Origin of the sequence: Proteiniphilum sp. X52, assembly GCF_003712195.1 — a bacterium.
Classification (GTDB): Bacteria; Bacteroidota; Bacteroidia; order Bacteroidales; family Dysgonomonadaceae; genus Proteiniphilum.
Genome location: NZ_RDSD01000010.1, coordinates 34,408 through 54,676, shown reverse-complemented (window position 1 = coordinate 54,676; position 20,269 = coordinate 34,408). Strand labels below are relative to the sequence as shown.

The 20,269-nt window shown below is 48.3% G+C and carries 17 protein-coding genes; 7 read left to right on the top strand and 10 right to left on the bottom strand.

Annotated elements, in window-relative coordinates:
* Positions 1 to 73: 73 nt before the first annotated feature.
* Genes xseA through D7D25_RS09525 form a run of 6 tightly spaced genes read right to left on the bottom strand, consistent with a single transcriptional unit; the run spans position 74 to position 6,172 of the window.
* Entirely contained in the window at positions 74 to 1,342 is a 1,269-nt protein-coding gene (gene xseA / locus D7D25_RS09550; protein WP_122968808.1) for an exodeoxyribonuclease VII large subunit, read from the bottom strand.
* Positions 1,343 to 1,344: 2 nt separating this feature from the next.
* Positions 1,345 to 2,994, bottom strand: coding sequence for a S8 family serine peptidase (locus tag D7D25_RS09545; RefSeq protein ID WP_122968738.1), 1,650 nt, complete (start codon positions 2,992 to 2,994; stop codon positions 1,345 to 1,347).
* On the bottom strand, positions 2,991 to 3,218 hold the full coding sequence (locus tag D7D25_RS09540; RefSeq protein ID WP_122968737.1) for an LPXTG cell wall anchor domain-containing protein: 228 nt from the start codon (positions 3,216 to 3,218) through the stop codon (positions 2,991 to 2,993). Before D7D25_RS09540 ends, D7D25_RS09545 begins: the two co-directional genes overlap by 4 nt.
* Positions 3,199 to 3,702, bottom strand: a complete 504-nt coding sequence (locus D7D25_RS09535) for a flavodoxin domain-containing protein (RefSeq protein WP_122968736.1) — start codon at positions 3,700 to 3,702, stop codon at positions 3,199 to 3,201. Before D7D25_RS09535 ends, D7D25_RS09540 begins: the two co-directional genes overlap by 20 nt.
* A 6-nt stretch (positions 3,703 to 3,708) precedes the next feature.
* On the bottom strand, positions 3,709 to 5,172 hold the full coding sequence (locus tag D7D25_RS09530; protein WP_122968735.1) for an aminoacyl-histidine dipeptidase: 1,464 nt from the start codon (positions 5,170 to 5,172) through the stop codon (positions 3,709 to 3,711).
* A gap of 4 nt (positions 5,173 to 5,176) precedes the next feature.
* A complete protein-coding gene (locus tag D7D25_RS09525) occupies positions 5,177 to 6,172 on the bottom strand; it encodes a lysylphosphatidylglycerol synthase transmembrane domain-containing protein (protein WP_148038901.1) in 996 nt (331 codons plus the stop codon).
* Between the two features lie 172 nt (positions 6,173 to 6,344).
* Here D7D25_RS09525 and rsmA point away from each other — a divergent pair, with 172 nt between their 5' ends.
* Positions 6,345 to 7,145 (top strand): 16S rRNA (adenine(1518)-N(6)/adenine(1519)-N(6))-dimethyltransferase RsmA, encoded by an 801-nt coding sequence (gene rsmA / locus D7D25_RS09520; protein WP_122968807.1) that lies wholly within the window; start codon positions 6,345 to 6,347, stop codon positions 7,143 to 7,145.
* A gap of 44 nt (positions 7,146 to 7,189) precedes the next feature.
* The gene (gene corA / locus D7D25_RS09515; protein WP_122968733.1) at positions 7,190 to 8,134 is read left to right on the top strand and encodes a magnesium/cobalt transporter CorA; all 945 of its coding nucleotides are present in this window, start codon (positions 7,190 to 7,192) and stop codon (positions 8,132 to 8,134) included.
* Between the two features lie 197 nt (positions 8,135 to 8,331).
* Here the strand turns inward: corA and D7D25_RS09505 are convergent, their stop codons facing one another.
* From D7D25_RS09505 to trpS, 3 genes are all read right to left on the bottom strand, one after another.
* A complete protein-coding gene (locus D7D25_RS09505) occupies positions 8,332 to 9,264 on the bottom strand; it encodes a GNAT family N-acetyltransferase (protein WP_122968732.1) in 933 nt (310 codons plus the stop codon).
* A gap of 209 nt (positions 9,265 to 9,473) precedes the next feature.
* Positions 9,474 to 10,370 (bottom strand): DUF2156 domain-containing protein, encoded by an 897-nt coding sequence (locus D7D25_RS09500; RefSeq protein WP_122968731.1) that lies wholly within the window; start codon positions 10,368 to 10,370, stop codon positions 9,474 to 9,476.
* A gap of 213 nt (positions 10,371 to 10,583) precedes the next feature.
* Positions 10,584 to 11,573, bottom strand: a complete 990-nt coding sequence (trpS, locus tag D7D25_RS09495) for a tryptophan--tRNA ligase (RefSeq protein ID WP_122968730.1) — start codon at positions 11,571 to 11,573, stop codon at positions 10,584 to 10,586.
* A gap of 364 nt (positions 11,574 to 11,937) precedes the next feature.
* Between trpS and D7D25_RS09490 the strand changes: the two genes are divergently transcribed.
* From D7D25_RS09490 to priA, 5 genes are all read left to right on the top strand, one after another.
* Positions 11,938 to 12,612, top strand: a complete 675-nt coding sequence (locus D7D25_RS09490) for a succinate dehydrogenase/fumarate reductase cytochrome b subunit (RefSeq protein ID WP_122968729.1) — start codon at positions 11,938 to 11,940, stop codon at positions 12,610 to 12,612.
* A gap of 19 nt (positions 12,613 to 12,631) precedes the next feature.
* Positions 12,632 to 14,575 carry a fumarate reductase/succinate dehydrogenase flavoprotein subunit gene (locus D7D25_RS09485; protein ID WP_122968728.1) on the top strand — a complete coding sequence of 648 codons (1,944 nt, stop codon included), beginning with the start codon at positions 12,632 to 12,634 and terminating at the stop codon, positions 14,573 to 14,575.
* Positions 14,576 to 14,619: 44 nt separating this feature from the next.
* A complete protein-coding gene (locus D7D25_RS09480) occupies positions 14,620 to 15,375 on the top strand; it encodes a succinate dehydrogenase/fumarate reductase iron-sulfur subunit (RefSeq protein ID WP_122968727.1) in 756 nt (251 codons plus the stop codon).
* Positions 15,376 to 15,622: 247 nt separating this feature from the next.
* Positions 15,623 to 16,249: a porin family protein gene (locus D7D25_RS09475; protein WP_122968726.1), complete on the top strand. Its 627-nt coding sequence runs from the start codon at positions 15,623 to 15,625 to the stop codon at positions 16,247 to 16,249.
* A 3-nt stretch (positions 16,250 to 16,252) separates the two neighbouring features.
* Positions 16,253 to 18,487 (top strand): primosomal protein N', encoded by a 2,235-nt coding sequence (gene priA / locus D7D25_RS09470; protein WP_122968725.1) that lies wholly within the window; start codon positions 16,253 to 16,255, stop codon positions 18,485 to 18,487.
* Positions 18,488 to 18,560: 73 nt separating this feature from the next.
* On the opposite strand, the gene D7D25_RS09465 is transcribed toward priA, so the two are convergent.
* The gene (locus D7D25_RS09465) at positions 18,561 to 20,129 is read right to left on the bottom strand and encodes an Rne/Rng family ribonuclease (protein WP_122968724.1); all 1,569 of its coding nucleotides are present in this window, start codon (positions 20,127 to 20,129) and stop codon (positions 18,561 to 18,563) included.
* Positions 20,130 to 20,269 lie beyond the last annotated feature (140 nt).

Below are 20,269 nucleotides of genomic sequence, written 5' to 3'. Positions count from 1 at the left end.
ACTATTCTCAAATTGATTTGTGCCTCTCTTTCTCAATCCCGCGTAATCTCATCCAATCCTCTCCCAATCTCATTCAATCTTTCTCAAGAGGCTTGCGGGGAACAACCTGCGTGATAACAGAGGTGGAAACACCATCCCTGAAACGGGTTTCAATAATATCATCCGCAGAGAGGTCATGCAACGAAGTCACAATTCTCCCCTCCTTGAGTGTGAGGGTATAGCCGCGTTTGAGGATATTCACCGGAGAGACCATCCGAATGAATTGCCCCCTGTTTTCCAACAGGTGGGCTTGATGCTGCAACAAATGCTTCACTCCATATTTCATCTTACCCGAAAGCTGTTGTGTTGCAGCCATCTCTCGCTGTATCATAAGGGAGGATTGGTGCACTAATTCTTTGGACAACGAAAAAAGATCGGTTTGTTCTTTCAACAGCCGCGATTGACTTTCAGCCACCACCCTCTCTTCCAGGCTTATAATCTCGGTCGCCGTCCGGGTGAGGCGGGCAATGAAAAACTCGGCTACCGCTGTGGGTGTCTTCGCGCGGGTATGTGCCACGATATCCAGTACGGTCACATCCCTTTCATGGCCGATACCGCTAATGACCGGAAGCGGGAATTGCGCCACATTCGTTGCCAGCAGGTAGGAGTCGAAGCAGTTCAGGTCCGACGATGCTCCCCCGCCCCGGATAATAGCCACGGCATCGAACAGTTCGCTGTATTGAAACACCTTATCCAATGCCGCAATAATGGAAGCTTCGCTCCTGTCGCCCTGCATGACCGCCGGAAATAATTTCGCATAGAAAACAAGTCCCCCGGGGTTGTTCGCCAACTGATCACAAAAATCCTCATAGCCGGCGGCAGTAGGCGACGAAATCACCGCAATCCGGTTGGCCAATTCCGGCAACTGCAGTTCCCTGTTAAGCGTTAAAACACCTTCTTCCTCGAGTTGTTTCAGGATGCGTTGCCTGTTACGGGCTATCTCCCCAAGGGTGAACGAGGGATCGATATCCACTACGGTAAGTGAATACCCATAGAGTTCATGGAACTCAACCGAGACACGTACCAATACATTGATCCCCGATGTGAACTGCTGTCCGGTCTGATTCTCGAAATAGGCAGACAACATCTGAAAAACGTTTGCCCAGATCACACCCCTTGCTTTTGCAATGATGGATTGCGTTACAGCATCTTTTTCTATGAATTCGAGATAACAATGCCCGTTGCGGTTACGACGCACATCGCTTGTCTCGGCCCGCATCCAGCAGGTTTCGGGCAGATGGTCGCGGATAGCATCCTTCACCTGACGGTTGAGTTCGGATAATGTAAGAGAAGATTGGTTCATCATCAGATCTCCACCTTATATAGACGTTGCTTGAACGGCTCCTCCGTCACAAAATAGAGGAACCGGTTATTCTTGCGGATAGTGTCCCGGAGTGGGACAAGGAGCGCATTCTCTTCACTGAATCTGTACGCGGAGATCAAAGAACCCGATTCATCGAGTACGCGGAACGAGTAAGAAGAGGGAGAGAACACCGGACAAGAAAGGCTCACCACATAATCGCCCGAGGATTGGGGACGAATATCCCATCCGTTGTCCGTCACTTTTTTGGGATAAATCTCCAGTTTACCCAATATCTCTTTCATCGCCTGATGAAAATCAGGAATACCGTATCCATATATGGAGTCGGGGGTGAGATACCGGTCGGACGATCGTTTCACGATATCTACCAACTGCGAGCGGTGCAGGGCAGGGTTCACCGACCATAGTGAGGTTATCAGCCCGGTCAGGAAAGGAGATGAGAGGGAGGTGCCGTTTGTGTGTACTATGGCCCCATCCCGGCCAATGGTAACGGTTTCTCTCCCCACGGAAACCAGATCCGGCTTGATACGGTAATCAGCCGTCAACCCGTGTGAACTGAAAGAGGCAATAACACTGTCCGTACCCACGGCTCCCACCGCGAGCACATTTTTCGCGTCCGCCGGCGGGGTGATTTTTTGCCATGACTTGTTTCCTTCGTTGCCGGCGCTCACCACTATCAATATTCCCTTTTCATAGGCCATATCGGCAGCCTGTGACATCATCGACACACTTCCATCCAGTTCGGCATGCGTATAGTTCAATAGGTTGTCGTCAAAAGAATTGTATCCCAGTGATGTATTGATAATATCCACCCCCAGGCTGTCCGCAAATTCAACAGCCCGCACCCAATAATCCTCTTCCACGGGAAACTCACTGGTGGTATCTTCGGATCGCAGGAGCCAATAGGTGGCTTGCGGTGCGGAACCCATCATTACTCCCGGCAGGTCGGTCGCCATGGTGGACAACACTTTGGTACCATGGTCACTGGAGGAAAATATACTTCCGGATGGCACAAAATCCATATATCCTCCCAGCCTGACCGATTCGAATCGGGGGATCACATCAAAATTGGTAAATCCCGCATCGATCACGCCCACCAGCATACCCTTGCCCCTGAATCCGGCATCCGCCATTATAACGGCATTGTGCATCCGAAACTGTGCATCGGTAAAACCGTATTCAGTATCAGCATCCAACAATTCATGACAACCTACCGGCACCAAACGGGGACGGGCTCTCTCCGCGGCAGGCAGTTTGTTTCCCCGCCAGATATATTTCACCGAATCGACAAACGGGAGGGACTCGATATTTCCGATCCCTACACTGTCGCCGACCTCCACAACAAGGGTACTAAACCACTTACTATGTGTGATAACCTTTCCACCGGCTTTTTCCACCAGTGTAAAATAGTCGGACGAGATAGGCAGGTCCGACCGATCAATCGTCACTTTTTCTTTCTTTTTCCTTTCAATTGCGCGTCCGGAGAGAAAGGTTTCAGGCTTATCGGGGGAATGGGGAATATCTCCTTTGTCTTTCAGATAGACACGGAATTTATAATATTGCGGATGGTACGACGTCTGCCCGGAAGCGGGGAGTGCAAGAATGGATAAAAAAAACAGGAACAAATACCTCATTGATTCAGATCTTTTTTGGAGGAGAGTCGATCTCTTATTTTTTGTCTCCTCTTAAGGATAAAGAAGAGCAGTATTGCCGTCAACAAACAGATCCCGATAATCCCGAAGTACTCGCTCCAGTTTCCGGACGCCTTATATCGGGGATAAGCCATCGCGGCCATAATGGCAAAATAGGCCAGCAAGACCAGAGGGAAGAGTATATGTCTATTGCTCTTTCGGCTCATTGACGGAGGACATTACATTGGCAAAACGTTCAATTTTCTCTTTCGAGATCGCAACGACCAGGTCTCCCTTCTCTATCATCCGGTTAATGACTACACGTTCCCAGAAACCCAGTTTCAATTTGTCGATCTCTCCACCGAAGGAATCGCGCACCACAGCTTTCCGGTTAAGTGTTTCCGGGAAAGCCTCGTCGAGTTGCTGTTGTGCCCTCTCACCTGAATAGACGCAGTTGATAAACAGGCCGAGTCGTTTTGTGGCAAGTAATTCGAGATTGTGGTGGCAAAAAGATGATATCTCTTGTTGTATCTTACCGCTATGGATGGATCCTCCCACGATGACGGCCTCATAGCCGGAGAGATCGGGCAGGAAATCCCTTCTGTTCAGGTTACAGATATCCACCTTGCCCTCTATCAGCCGAAACAACTCCCGGGCACATTTTTCCACCGTGCCGTGATGGGAAGCAAAGACAATCAGCGTGTTGTCCATGAGTGGCTATTTAAAATTCTCCAATGTTTCCACAAGATAATCGTAGCATTTTCCCACGGTAGATATCCGGACCGCCTCATCGGGCGAGTGTGCCCCCTTGATAGTCGGCCCGAAAGAGACAATATCCAACTTGCGCTCGACATTCGACTGGATGATACCGCATTCCAGTCCGGCGTGGATCACCACCACTTCAGGTCTTTCACCATATTTTTCCAGATAGATCTTCTCCATGTTGTGCAATAATTCGGAGGCCGCATTGGGCTGCCATCCCGGATAATCACCGTCGAACTCAACTTTTGCCCCCGCCAGATGGAAGAGGCTCTCTACCGAAGAACAGATCCACTCTTTGCGGCTTTCGGAGGAGCTCCGCACCAGCATTTTTATATCGACACTATCGCCGGAAGAACGCACAAGGGCAAGGTTCAGCGAACTCTCCACTACCCGGGGAAAGTCGGCCAGATAGCTGATCACACCATTAGGACAAGCCTCCACCGCATTGATAATATCATCCTGCACCTCTTCGGGGAAGAGGGTTTCAGGCATATCGGTCTTCTCGGCTTTGAATGAGATATTCTCTTCAATACCGGCAAAGTCTTCACGGAAGAGCGATTCATATTCACTCACCAGATCGACCAGATCGTCTGAGAGTTGTTCGGGAATGGTCAGTATCACGAATGATTCGCGCGGGATGGCGTTGCGCAGCGATCCACCCTGTATGCTGGCAATGCGTGCTTCGTAATTGGCCACGACATCTTTCAGGAACCGGTTCATCAGTTTGTTTGCGTTGGCACGTCCTAAATGTATCTGTATACCGGAGTGTCCCCCCTTCAATCCCTGCAAACTCACCTTATAGGCTACATCACCTTGGTCGATCTCTTTATCGGGCTGGAACCGGAAGGAGACATTGACATCCCTGCCGCCGGCACAACCTATACAAAGTTCACCATCCTCTTCGGTGTCGAGGTTGAGCATTATTGAACCTTCCAGGAATCCTTTCTCCAGGCCATTCGCGCCATCCATCCCGACCTCCTCGTCGACAGTAAAAAGGGCTTCAAGCCGGGGATGCCGTAGAGATTCATCTTCGAGCACAGCCATCATGACGGCGCAACCGATACCGTTGTCGGCACCTAACGTCGTGGAACGGGCTTTCACCCACTCTCCATCGATATATGTTTCGATGGGATCTGTAGCAAAATCATGCTCTATGCCGTTATTTTTCTGAGGGACCATGTCAAGGTGCGATTGCAGGATCACCCCTTTGCCACCTTCATACCCTTTTGAGGCCGGTTTTCTTATCACCACATTACCCACGCCATCCTGTTTTGTTTCCAGATTAAGCGATTTCCCAAAATCCACTATGAACCGGGTCACTTCTTCCATCTGTCCCGTAGGGCGGGGTATCTGTGTGAGTGAATGAAAATGTTTCCACACTCTCTGGGGATCTAAACTCAAAATTTCTGCTGCAGCCATATTATTATAATTTTTGTTCTCTTTTCACGTGCGGCATGGCAATTACACCGAAAAGGCCATAAAGGATCTGCCATACCGACTGAATTGTGAATACCGCGCCGGCAAAAGCAAGTGCTTCCTTCTCCGCCACTCCCAGAATGAGGAGTGAAGAGATCACCACAAAATGCCACGGCCCTATTCCTCCCTGCACCGGCACAGAAATACCGATATTGGTCATCGCGAACACAATCAAACCGGCCAGGGGTCCAAGGTCTTTCGTAAAAGCAAATGCGTAAAAGCAAATGTAAAAATACAAATAAAAACACAACCAGACTAAGATCGTATAAATTATTATCTGTTTTTTCTCCTTCATCTTGGAGATAAGCTTCAGATCATATTTGAGTGTGCTGAAAAATTTATAGATTTTCTCCATGAAAGGGGTTTTTCTGAAGAGGGTACACATTAATCCGATAACCAGTACCACTACCGCCAGGATCACATATATCCAGACGGATGAAAACATGTTTGTCAGGCCAACCGTAAACTGTGGATTATCACGAAGATAAGAGGCGAAAAAATCAATATAAAGCAGCACACTGACAAAAATGACAAGCAGTCCTGCCACAATATCCACCATCTTGTCCACCAAAAAGGTCTCAAGGGTTTTGGAGAACGGGATACTATCGTACCGGCTCACCACGCCGCAACGCCATATATCTCCGGCACGGGGAAGCACAAAATTGACCGCGTAATTTCCGAGCGTGGCATACACAATACTGGCTCGGGGGGGATGATACCCGAGTGAGTTCACAAACAACTCCCACCTCAGCCCTCTGAGAGTATTCCCTATGAGACCAAAAATAAGGGAGGCTAAAATTACACCGACATTGGCTGATTTGATGATATGCCACAACTCCCCCATATCGGTATTCCTGTACATCGCCCAAATAATAAGTAATCCGAGCGACAGGGAAAGGAAGGTCTTTAACAGACTCTTCACCGAATCCATATTTACTTTCACCTGCTATCGATTATTATCTTATACAATCACGATTATCTCCTCTTCTCAAAGGCAAACGGATAGAAACTGTTCAACAGCCGTATCTCTTTTTTTATGAACGCATTTGTCCTGTTTTACGTAATAAAATGTTACCTTTGCGACCGTAAAGATAAGGAATAATCACCATATGGCAATGTTTCCGGTAAAAGCAAAAAAAAACCTGGGACAGCATTTCCTTAACGACAAGGAAATCGCGTGCCGCATCGCGGCGACCCTCGATGAGTTCCCCTCGCTGCCGGTGCTTGAGGTGGGCCCGGGGACGGGTGTGCTCACCGAATTCCTGCTGGATGGCCGAAGAGACCTGACTGTGGTAGAGATTGACCGTGAATCGGTTGCCTACCTCAAAGAGCATTATCCGGCATTAAACGGGAAGATCCTGGAGCAGGATTTTTTGCGGATGGACCTCACGCAATGTTTTGAAGGTCCTTTCTGCATTATCGGCAATTATCCTTACCACATCTCATCGCAAATTTTTTTCAAAGTGCTCGACCACAAGGACTCCGTCCCCTGCTGTTCGGGTATGATTCAAAAGGAGGTTGCGGAACGCATGGTCGCCTCACCCGGCAGTAAGTCCTACGGTATTCTGACTGTTTTATTGCAGGCATGGTACGACGTAGAGTATCTTTTCACGGTGAATGAACAGGCGTTTATCCCTCCGCCCAAAGTCAAATCGGCAGTTGTACGGCTCACCCGCAATAAGCGAAAGCAACTCAACTGTAATGAGAAGTTATTCAAAATGGTAGTCAAGAGCGGTTTTAACCAGCGACGAAAGATGCTTCGCAACTCCGTCAAGTCATTACTGTCCGGAGAGGATCCTTTGCCCGACGACCCCATGCTTACGAAACGACCCGAGCAATTATCGATCGAGCAATTCGAAGAGCTGACCAATCTACTGGAACCGCTGGTCGGGCAAACTCAACCGGAAGAGAGATAAACCATTTTTGAACTAATTTTAATCACGATTAAAAAAGAGACACCATGGCGGAAGTAAAACTTTTTTATCATAAAGACGGTATCGTGAGATTGAGCCGTAGCCTCGATTTCCTAAAATCAAACCCCATCGGGAACTTCCTGTGGATCGACCTCAACGACGTGGACGAGGAGGTAGAGAACGAACTCGAAGATTTCCTCAAAATATATATTCAGGAAGAGGAAGAGATGATCGAGATCGAGATGTCGTCGCGTTACATCGAGACCAACGACACACTGGTGGTTAATTCTAACTTCCTGCTATCCAATTTTGAGACCGATCCCGTATCGTTCATCCTTAAAAACAATATCCTGGTGACTGTCCGCGGTGAAGAGCTGATCTCATTCCACGAAACGGTAAAAAAAATATCGGCCAACCCCAGGAACTATCCCACCGGGGCGCATGTCTTGGTGGCACTTCTGGAAACACGGGTGGAATATGATGCCGACATGATCGAGAACATGACCCAGAAGATCACCCAGTTAAGCAACTCTCTCACACTACAGGAAGCAGATGAGGAGCTGCTGTCCGAAATCAAGAATCTGCAGGAAAAGACGATGATGCTCCGCGAGAATATAATTGACAAACAACGGGTTGTATCAAGCATGTTACGCAGTGAGTTTATCCCTGCCGAGTTGCAACCCAAACTCACCATTATCATCAAGGACATCAACTCCCTGGTAGAGCACATCAAGTTCAGTTTCGACCGGCTGGATTACTTGCAGGACACCTTCCTCGGGTACGTGAATATCGAGCAGAACAAGATCATTAAGATATTCACCATCTTTAATGTCATCTTTCTGCCGCCAACCCTGGTTGCCAGTATTTACGGAATGAATTTCACCCATATGCCCGAGTATGAGTGGGCATTAGGTTATCCTTTTTCCATTGCAATGATGGTTCTTCCGGTAGTGGGGCTGCTGATTTTCTTCAAAAAGAAGAAGTGGTTGTGATTCAAAATTCAAGACTCAAGATTCAAGACTCAGGGACGCGGATATCTCGGAAAAAAGCTGTTTAAAAAAGTAACTTTACCAAGCATTCAATTTGTTGCGACGGTAATGCTTGTTTTGTATTCAATTGCATTGGTCTTGGGATTAATTTGAATTTGCTGATTCTCCTTATTTATATAGTGACATCTTTCTTGCTGAATTTATTCGAGCATAAAATGCATTTGCGGTTCCTTTTCAGGGAAGAGAGAGCTGAATGGTTCTCCCTTCTCGGAAATATGATATCCCAGAAGGAGTTGCGCCAACTCCCTTACGTCGGTCGCGAGTATAGGTTTCCGCGGCGGTTTTTTCTTGTCCACAGCTGCTTCTTCCCTGTCCCTCAACCCGGATCTGTCGACGGGCAACTTCCTCTCCACTTTTCCGTCCATGACCGTGAATAAGGCATTGTTATTTTCCAACAACTCATCATATACCCTTATCGAGAATGATTTTTGTTGATAACATGCGGCGAACAGGGACACCAATCTTTGGGCATCGATCACACGTGCCATGCCTGTCAAATTTCTTTTCGCCGGAAAATCATAAAGCGCCGCCTCCTCCACCATGGCACGGAAATCGTCGAATGATTTCTGGAGGGTCATGTCTTTTTGTCCGAATAAGGCGTTAAACTCTCTGAAGGCCGCATGCAGGTCGCCGTGACACTTTTCAAGCAGTAGCTTTAACGAAGGCAACGCTTCCGTTCCGGCATCAAAAGTCTGTGCAAACCCATACCGGTCATAGAATCCGACCAGCCACTCCTCCTGCGGGGCGAGCACCATCAGCGGCACATCCTTACGCTGTGCTTCTTCAAAACTTTTGATCAGCAGCTCCCGCACATATCCTTTTCTCCTGTATCCCGGGAGGGTAGAGACGCCGGAGAGGTAAATGACAGGGATCTCCCTCCCACAAAAGTTGAATCGGTAAGGCAACATTTGCAGGGAAGCCACCACTTTATCGCCCTCCATGCGCAGAAGGGTGGCTTCGTCACGGTATTTATGACGGAAGTAGACTTCCATGTAGTCGTCAGGATCACCGAAGACGGTTTTCCACATCTCCCGCACCTGTGGTCTTGTTGTCTCGTCGGCAAATTGTATCATCTACTCATGGTCCGCAGGTTGTGCGATTGCGGCTGAACGCCTATAGGTCTCCGCCTTCATCGCCTACATTTCAAATTTACATGCAAAACTTGAATCATTGAGTCCCCTCTGATAAGTCTTTTCTGCTAAAAAGTTCCCAAAACGCCTATTGATCTTCAGTGAGTTGTAAACCTCTGAAATTGGGTTTGGGGGTTTTCGGAGCAGACTCATCATTTAAATCTCGCGTTATATTTTTCGAGCAAGATATCGGGATGATAGGACTGCTTGGCACGACGGAGATTCTCCATCCCCATGTCCTCTTCCCTGTTCACATAGAAAAAATCCGACGCCTCATTTTCGATGAATTGCTGGTTGATGATAGTGTACGCACCATGAATAAAGGTAAACGCTTTCTCCACATGCACCACAAAAGTATCTTCAGTAAGCGGCTCGCCGATAGTAAAGGCGGCTATTTGGTTGTCGACACAAATCAATCCTCCCTTCAGGTTAAAATACTCAAAATTATCGAGCATCAGCGTAGTGGCACGATCATCATAGACCAGCGACGGGTCTTTTTCCTCTTTGTTCATTTCCATCCACTTGTCGAGCATATTCTTGCACTCTTCCACCAACGCCCGGTTTCCGGTAAGGGAATGGTACTTCCAGTCATTCTCCCGTTTGAACCGATTGATATGATTTCGTTTGCTTTGCAGTTTTTTTCCTTTGAGATGGATCAGTTTCTCGGTGGTGTAGATGTAATCGGAGACAGACCTGTTCAGCTGGTAGTCGAACCGGCCGGGCATCGCATCCTCAATTTCTTTTATCATTTCTTTGGTCAGCCCCCTCATCTGAAAAGGGGAGCTGAACGACGAATGGTTTTCCTGAATAAGGTCTACAGCCTCCTTCAAATTACCCGTCCCTACCGGTTTGAGATAAGAATTCCGGCCATTATTGTCTTTAAAGCGGATAAACAACCAATCGGGCGTTATAGCAAATTGTGTGTCGAATTTTCTTCCCCAGCAATACAAATTAGTAAAACAAAGATCTGATGCCCTGTAGTTTTGTTTCCGAAGGTAGGAATTGATGATATCTTTATCTTTTAATTCAATTGATTGAAATGTCAGCATAGAGACATACTTTTCTTTTTTGTATTATTTTAATGAACAACCGACGGGCTGAAAAGTTTAGATCATTTAACTTTCGCAAGCTGTACCTTATCATTGTATTAGTTATCGCTGATGATGGGTATCCGGGGAAACATCTAAAGGTCTCCGCTTTAGTGGCATACATTTCAAACTTACATGCGAAACTTGAACTATGTCACACTTATTTTTCCACTCTTAAAATGGTTTGAACCCCACAATTTCCCTTACTCCTTCTATGGTTTTGCGGGCGCTTTCCCTTGCTCTTTCCGCCCCCTGAAGGGTTACTTTATGCAAATAAGCGTCGTCTTTTTCTATCTCTTGTATCCGCTCTCGTATAGGGGTGGTTACTTTAATGATATCTTCGGCCAGTTGTTTTTTCAGATCACCGTAACGGATCGCGCATGTGTTCCACTGCAATTCATAATGTTGCACCACCTCGGGGGCAGACACCACCCGCAGCAGAGTGAAAAGATTTTCGATATAGTCGGGTTTTACGGAGTTGGGTTCGGTCGGGCCGGCGTCGGTAAGCGCTTTTTTCACCTTCTTTTCGATCTCTTTCGGGCTATCATCCAGGTAAATGGCATTTCCCTCCGATTTCCCCATCTTTCCGCTACCGTCCAATCCGGGGATTTTCACCAGTGCTTCCCCGAAGTTATAAGCCACCGGCTCTTTGAAATACTCCACTCCGTAGAAATGGTTAAAGCGGCGGGCAAAACGGCGGGTCATTTCGAGGTGCTGCTCCTGATCTTTCCCCACGGGCACTTTATCAGCGCGGTGAATAAGTATATCGGCCGCCATTAGCGTGGGATAGGTAAGTAGTCCCGCGTTCACGTTCTCCGGCTGCTTGCGGGCTTTTTCCTTAAATGAAGAGGTTTTGGAGAGTTCACCCAGGTAAGCATGCATATTGAGGTAGAGATACAACTCTGCTGTTTCGGGCAGGTCGCTTTGCACATAAATCACCGATTTCTCAGGATCAATTCCGGCAGCAAGGTAATCCACCAGCACGTTCTTCACATTCTCATGCAGCATTTTCGGATCGGGATGCGTGGTGAGGGAATGTATGTCGGCTATGAAGAAATAACACTTGTTCTCCTCCTGCATCCTGATAAAGTTGCGCAACGCGCCGTAATAATTTCCCAAATGCAGTTTCCCGGTAGAACGAATACCACTTAATACTATATCCATAATCAGTCACAATTCTTTTCAACGCGCAAAGATAACCTTTTTTTTCAAACCGGGGATCGATCCCACCGGTCACATTTGCATCGCGCATATAGACAGTTGACTACAGTTTTCAGAGAGGAAACCCATTCACAGGCAGACGACGAAAAAGCCCAAGCCGTTACACGTTAATCGAGAAATTGCTTCCCCACCGCTCTTTTCAAGATCTACTGCGAAAAATCAATTAAAGAAAAATTTCCTCAAATAGTTCTGGGTAAACAGATAAAAAGTTGTACTTTTGTGGTGCTAAAAGAAAATACATTATCGGCACTAGCAAAACCAGGACGTAAAAAATAAAAAATCAAAATAATTTAAAAAAGAGAAGTTTATGAGTTGGCTAATCAAATCATCTATCGGGCGGAAGTTTGTCCAAAGTATTTCCGGCCTTTTTCTGATTCTGTTTCTTCTGTTCCACATGTCGATGAACCTGGTACTCATCTTCAGCTACGACTCCTACAATTTCATCGCCAACGAGGTGCTTGGCGCGAACTGGTGGGCGGTCGCCGCGACAGGTGTGCTGGCACTGGGGTTTGTCTTCCACATTTTGTACGGGGTGTTCCTGACGTTGCAGAACAGAAAAGCCAGGGGAAAAGACAGGTATGCTTCCGCCAGCAAAACCAAAACCACCTGGTCGTCGCAAAACATGTTTGTGTTGGGGCTATTTATACTCTTGTTCCTGGGCCTGCACCTCTACCAGATGTGGTATCAGATGCAGTTCAAAGAACTCCTTGGAATTGAAGGGTTTCGACACGACAGTGCGCAATTGACAGCGGAAGTTTTCTCCAGCCTCTGGGTCGTGATTGTCTATGAACTAGCCTTCCTCTCCTTATGGTTTCACCTCACACACGGCTTCTGGAGCGCCCTCCATACCGTCGGCTGGAACAATACTGTCTGGATGAAACGGATCAAAGTGATCGGCAACGTTTTCTCAACCATTGTCTGCCTGGGATTCGCCATTGTGCCCATAGCCGTATATCTCGGATACTCCAACCTATTAGGATAACAAAAAGCAATTGAATATTATGAACAAGATAAATTCCAAAATACCCGAAGGGCCTCTCGCCGAAAAATGGACCAATTACAAGAATCATCAAAAGTTGGTGAATCCGGCCAATAAACGCCGCCTCGATATTATTGTGGTAGGCACGGGGCTGGCCGGCGCGTCGGCGGCGGCGTCATTAGGTGAACTCGGTTTCAACGTGCTGAATTTCTGTATTCAGGATTCTCCCCGCCGCGCGCACTCAATCGCCGCGCAGGGAGGCATTAATGCCGCAAAAAACTATCCGAACGACGGCGACTCGGTCTACCGGTTGTTCTATGATACGATCAAGGGGGGCGACTACCGTGCCCGTGAGGCCAACGTATATCGTCTGGCGGAGGTATCCAACAGCATTATCGACCAGTGTGTGGCGCAGGGTGTTCCCTTCGCGCGCGAATACGGAGGCCTGCTCGACAACCGCTCCTTCGGGGGGGCACAGGTATCCCGCACATTTTACGCCCGCGGACAGACAGGACAGCAATTGCTGCTGGGCGCCTACTCGGCATTGAGTCGCGCGGTACACCGCAAACAAGTAAAGCTCTACACCCGTTACGAGATGGTGGATTTGGTCATCATCGACGGTCGCGCGCGGGGTATTATCGCCCGCAACTTGGTCACCGGGAAACTGGAACGTTTTGCCGCCCATGCCGTGGTAATCGCCACAGGAGGGTATGGCAACACATTCTTTTTGTCCACCAACGCGATGACCTCCAACGGTTCGGCCGCATGGCAATGCTACAAGCGGGGAGCTTACTTCGCCAACCCCTGTATGGCACAGATCCACCCGACCTGTATTCCGGTACACGGGGAGTTCCAGTCGAAACTGACCCTGATGTCGGAATCGCTGCGCAACGACGGGCGCATCTGGGTTCCCAAAAAACTGGAAGACGCCCAAGCCATCCGCGAGGGGAAACTCAAACCGACCGATATCAGGGAAGAAGATCGCGACTACTATCTGGAGCGCCGTTACCCCGCATTCGGAAACCTTGTTCCCCGTGACGTGGCATCGCGTGCCGCCAAAGAACGCTGTGACGCGGGTTACGGTGTAGGCAACACCGGATTGGCCGTCTACCTCGATTTCGCCGACGCCATCCACCGACTCGGCAGGGATGTGGTGGAAGCCCGCTACGGCAACCTGTTCCAGATGTATGAAAAGATCGTGGACGACAATCCCTATGAAACGCCCATGATGATCTATCCCGCCATCCACTATACCATGGGCGGTATCTGGGTGGATTACGAACTGATGACCTCTATCCCCGGGTTGTTTGCCATCGGCGAAGCCAACTTCTCCGACCACGGTGCCAACCGCCTGGGAGCATCCGCACTGATGCAGGGGCTGGCCGACGGTTATTTCGTGCTCCCCTACACCATCCAAAACTATCTGGCCGACCAGATCAACGTGCCGCGCTTCAAGACCGATGCGCCGGAATTTGACACGGTCGAAAAAGAGATCAACGACAGGATCGACCGCCTGATGAGCATCAGGGGGAAACACTCGGTGGATCATATCCACAAGGAGTTGGGCCATGTCATGTGGGACTTTGTCGGTATGGGACGCGATGCGGAAGGGTTGAGGACAGCCATCGAGAAGTTGAAAGAAGTAAAAAAGGATTTCTGGACCAACTTACGCATACCGGGCAACAAAGAGACACTCAATGTGGAACTCGAAAAGGCGTTGCGTCTGGCCGACTTTATCGAGATCGGCGAACTGATGGCACACGATGCTCTCGACCGCGAAGAATCCTGTGGAGGACACTTCCGCTTAGAGCATCAAACACCCGAAGGTGAAGCATTGCGCCATGACGATCAGTTCTCTTATGTTTCCTGCTGGGAATACCGGGGAGAGGATCAAGATCCGGTGATGTACAAGGAACCGCTTAATTACGAGTTTGTGGTTCGCCAGCAAAGGAACTACAAATCTTAAACTGTGGATCAATAACGGGTAAACTTTAAAACAACAAAACGATCATGGATAAAGATATCAACATAAAAGTAAAAGTTTGGCGCCAGAACGGACCGAAAGATAAGGGGCACTTCGAAACTTACCCATTGGAAAACATCTCGCAGGGAAGCTCATTTTTGGAGATGCTCGATATCCTGAATGAACAACTGATCAATGAAGGAAAAGAGCCGGTGGTTTTCGATCACGACTGTCGCGAAGGTATCTGCGGTATGTGCAGCCTCTATATCAACGGTCACCCCCACGGGCCCGACCAGGGTATAACCACCTGCCAGCTGCATATGCGGCGGTTCAACGACGGCGACACCATCACCGTTGAGCCGTGGCGTTCCGCGGGGTTCCCCATCATCAAAGACCTGATGGTGGACCGAACGGCTTTTGACAAGATCATGCAGGCAGGTGGTTATGTTTCGGTCAATACCGGCGGTGTCCCCGATGCGAATGCCATCCCTATCCCGCGCCACGACGCCGAAATGGCGATGGATGCCGCGGCTTGCATCGGTTGTGGCGCCTGTGTGGCAGCCTGCAAGAACGGATCGGCCATGCTTTTCGTATCAGCCAAGGTGAGCCAGTTGGCGTTACTGCCCCAAGGACGTGTGGAAAGGAAACAACGTGCCAAAGCGATGGTGGCCAAGATGGACGAACTGGGCTTCGGAAACTGCACCAATACCGGCGCGTGCGAGGTGGAATGTCCGAAGAACATCTCCATTACCAATATCGCGCGGTTGAACCGCGAGTTTCTGAAAGCAAAATTTGCGGACTAGGTGAGATCTGGCAGCAAGCAAGCGCGAACCAGGTGAAATTGTTTTGCCGAAGAGTAGCGGATTGCGCGAAGTAAAAAGCGTTTTTCTCCCGCGAGGGGGCATAAACGCTTTTCTTATATAATTTTTGCGCTTTTTAACCATTCATTCCCGTTCTTTTTTGTTTAATTTGTGGGTTGTCATCAAGTATGGTTTGATATGCCTATTTTAAGACAATCTCCGAAGAAAAATTTTCACTAAAAAGAGTATTATGAAAACAAAAAAATTATTCCTAAGCAGCCTTATCCTGTTCCTGGTAATAGGGCCGGCTGCCAATGCACAATTACGCTTCGGGTTAAGAGGCGAAGTAGGATTAAACACGCCCTCTTTTTCAGAAGATGTGATAAAAGTGGAAAACCTCAACTCGTTCAAATTGGGTCCCACGGCCGAATTTACATTTCCTATCGTCAATTTGGGAATTGAGGGATCGCTTTTATACAGCAATGACAGGATGAATGTAAAAAGCGTTTCGGAAGAGGGAGCCCAAAGCGTGGCACAAAAAGTGTCGAATCATTATCTGGATATTCCGGTGAATGTGAAATATAAGTTCGGACTATTACTGCCGGTAAAAGTCTTTATCGCCGGTGGACCCTATGCCCGTTTCCTTGTAGCGAGCGATGAATTCACGTGGGAAATGATAAAAGGCAAAGTGGAGGCGAAAAACTTTGAAGCTGGCATCAATCTGGGTGCGGGCGCCGAAGTATTCAGCCGGTTGGCGATAGGGGTGAACTACGGCATCAGGATGACCGACAACTATTCGGTGGACGAACCGAAGTGGACAGATGCTTTCAACGGAAAAAAAGGGACCTGGTCACTGACGGCAGCCGTATATTTTTAAGGCATGTATGCCGATGTAATATTACCGCTTCCGCTCTCCGGCCTGTTCACCTACGCCGTTCCCTCTGACATGCGACACAAGATCGGGAGGGGATTCAGGGTGGTTGTACCTTTCGGAAGACGAAAATATTACACCGCCATCGTGGCAAAAGTGCACCGGCAATTACCCGGAAACTTCACTATCAAGAAGATCCATTCCCTTATTGATTCCATGCCTGTTGTAACCGACCAGCAATTGGAGTTGTGGGAGTGGATCTCCTTTTATTATCTCTCCTCACAAGGGGATGTGTGTAAAGCGGCGATCCCCTCCCCGATGATGCCGGAAGATTTACAAAAGGGTTATTTCCGGAAAAGCGAAGAGCAGTTCCGGCTGAGCCCCGCATTCGAGGATACCGATGTGGCTGCCATCCTGAAAAGATCTCCCAAACAGCAATTACTACTGGATGAGATTATCCGGTTCCTCACCGAAAACGGGAGAGAAAGCATCAGCCGGAGCGAGGCCAAAGGGTTGAATGGATACACACCCGTGGTACTGAACGGTTTAATTAAAAAAGAGATATTAATTTCTTTTACAGTAGAAAGAAGCCGCCTTCAACGGAAAGCCGCGCTTACCCGCGGCCCCTATCCCCTAAGCGAAGAACAGCGGAAAGCCTTGAATGCCATCCAGGAGGGTTTTTCTGATAAGCAGACTGTTCTTTTACACGGTGCCACCTCCAGCGGAAAGACAGAGATCTATATCCACCTTATCGATCAACTGCTTAGGGACGGGAAACAGACACTTTACCTCCTGCCGGAGATTGCCCTGACCACACAGCTGACCCACCGCTTGCAAAGTGTTTTCGGCGATAAGATAGGTATTTACCACTCCGGGATTAACGACCAGGAACGAACGGAGATATGGCAGAAGATGTTGTCCGAAACACCTTATGAGATCGTATTGGGTGTACGCTCCTCCCTTTTCCTGCCGTTCCGACGGTTAGGACTGGTGATTGTGGATGAAGAACACGAAACAAGCTATAAGCAACAGGAGCCTTCCCCACGCTATCACGCGCGCGATACGGCCATTATGCTGGCACATATGTCGAATGCCAAAACATTGTTGGGGTCAGCCACTCCCTCTGTGGAATCTTATTATAACGCGCAGGCGGGAAAATATGGATTGGTAACGCTGAACGAACGCTTTGGCAAGACAGAGTTACCGCAAATCAGGCTGCAAAACACCAGGGATCTGCGCCGGCGGAAGAAAATGAAGAGCATCCTTGCCCCTGCATTAATAGAGGAGATCAACCAGGCGCTCGAAAACGGGGAGCAGGCTATCCTCTTTCGCAACCGTCGTGGCTTTGCCCCGGTGATTGAATGTGCGGCATGCGCCTGGATCCCAAAATGCCCTCACTGCGATGTCACACTCACCTATCACAAGAGGGAGGACAGGCTTATATGCCACTATTGCAACAGTGCTTACCCTTTACCCTCAACATGTCCTTCTTGTCATGGCGAGGGACTGAAATCTTTAGGAGCAGGCACGGAACGGTTGGAAGAGGAAGTCTCTCAACTCTTTCCCGGCGCAGTGGTAGGGCGTATGGACAGGGATACCGCCGGTGGAAAGGATTCATTCGAACGTATTATCAACGATTTCCAGGAGAACCGTATCCAAATACTGGTAGGCACCCAAATGCTTTCGAAAGGGTTGGATTTCGGCAATGTGCGGGTGGTGGGCATTATCGCTGCGGACACCTTGTTAAACTATCCCGATTTCCGTTCCCATGAGCGGGGTTTCCAACTGATCACCCAGGCAGCAGGCCGTGCCGGACGCAGGGACAAACAGGGGACGGTTATCATTCAAACCTCTGATCCGGAACAACCCATTTACAGGCAGATCAGCCGGAACGATTATCAGGGTTTTTACCATTCCCAGATCACAGAGCGAAAACTGTTCAAATATCCCCCGTTCACCCGACTGATCTCAATCGTACTGAAACACAAAGATGAACAAAAGGTAGAGTGCGCCGCAGCTTCTCTTTTCGGGCTGTTGAAACAATCATTCAAGGGTAGCGTACTAGGGCCCAACAAGCCTGTGATCAACCGTATTCAACAACAGCATATACGGGAAATTTTACTGAAACTCGACCACTATTCTTCCGCGAAGGCCAGGGAAAGGATAAAATCAGCCGAGTCGCTTCTGCGGGAAAACAGCGATTTCAAGCAGATCCGTTTATATTACAATGTAGACTGGGTGTAGAAAACGCAAAAAACCGGCACTCACTGTGGAATACCGGTTTTTATTTTGCTTTTCGTCCCGTTGGTAGGGGACATTATTTCATTTCAATTTCTTCTTTCAGATCTATTTCGTTTCCTTCCCTGTCATAAAATTCATATTGCAGGAAGCCGAGTTTCTGGTCGGGGATGATTTTCATACCTACATTGAATTTTTTTCTCCATTTGTACTTCAACGAAAAGAGACCCTGCTGAACATAAGCTGCCACATAAGGATGTATATGCAGACTGAATTTCTTCACTTTTAGCTTGGTGACTAAATAATCGATCTTTCCCTCCAAGGTATCTGTGAAAAGAATCGACGACTTTATCTTTCCTTTACCAAAGCAGGTGGGGCAAACCTCGCTTGTGGCAACTTCCATTTCGGGGCGGACACGCTGACGCGTGATCTGCATTAACCCGAACTTGCTCAATGGTAAAATATTGTGCTTGGCCCTGTCTTTTGCCATCAACTCCTGCATCCTGGCGAGCAGCTTATTGCGATGCTCCCCTTTATTCATGTCGATGAAGTCGATAACAATGATACCGCCCATATCGCGCAAACGCAACTGGCGGGCAATCTCTTCGGCGGCGGCCACATTCACTTCATAAGCGCTGTCTTCCTGACCGAGTTTCGATTTATTGCGATTCCCGCTGTTCACATCTATCACATGTAACGCCTCGGTATGCTCAATAATAAGATAAGCGCCATTTTTAAACGTGACAGTTTTTCCAAAGAGCGATTTAATCTGTTTGGTAATACCGAAATTATCCAAAATGGGAAGTGTGCCTTTGTATTCCTTGACCACGTTCTTACGGTCGGGGGCTATCACTCCCACATAATCGGCAATCTGCCGGGCCACTTCCCGGTCATTGACATGGATCTGTTCGAAAGAGGGGTTAAAAATATCGCGTAACAGCGCCACGGTGCGTCCCGTTTCCTCATAAATCAACGAGGGCGCCTTGGCTTTCTGTATCTTACCGATATTGTCTTCCCATCTTTTGACCAGTACTTTCAGCTCCGCATCCAGGTCGGCCACCCGTTTACCCTCGGCGTTGGTGCGTATGATCACTCCGAAATTTTTCGGTTTGATGCTCTGCATCAACTGTCGTAGTCGGGCACGCTCCTCGCGCGATTTAATTTTTTGCGATACCGACACCCGGTTGATAAATGGAATCAACACCATGAATCGTCCCGCGAAAGAGATTTCGGCCGTCAATCTCGGACCCTTCGTTGAAATAGGTTCTTTGGCGACTTGCACCAGTATTTCCTGTCCTACTTTCAATATATCCGCGATAGACCCTTCTTTCTCGATCTCGGGCTGCAACTTCATCTTCTGGAGCTGCGGTAACTTCTTCTTGTCTTCAACCAGTTTCTGAAAATAGAGAACCGAGTTGAATTCAACCCCTAAATCCAAGTAGTGAAGAAAAGCGTCCTTTTTATGTCCCACATTCACAAATGCAGCGTTGAGGGCGGGCATCAGTTTCTTAACTTTGCCCACGTAGATGTTTCCAACCGCAAATGAACCCTCCAGGCTCTCCTGTTGCAATTCTACCAGTTTCTTATCTTCGAGAACCGCAATGGTAATTTCTTTGGATTGAACATCCACAACAAGTTCGCTTGTCACAATTGTTCGTTTTAAAAATTAATTTTCAATATTTTAGGTTTCTGTCCTCACAACAGAAAGGAGGTTCTCGCCAGAACCATCACCCTGTTTATACACAAAGAACAAACTTAATAGCCGATTGGTTCTTTTAAGTTTGTTCC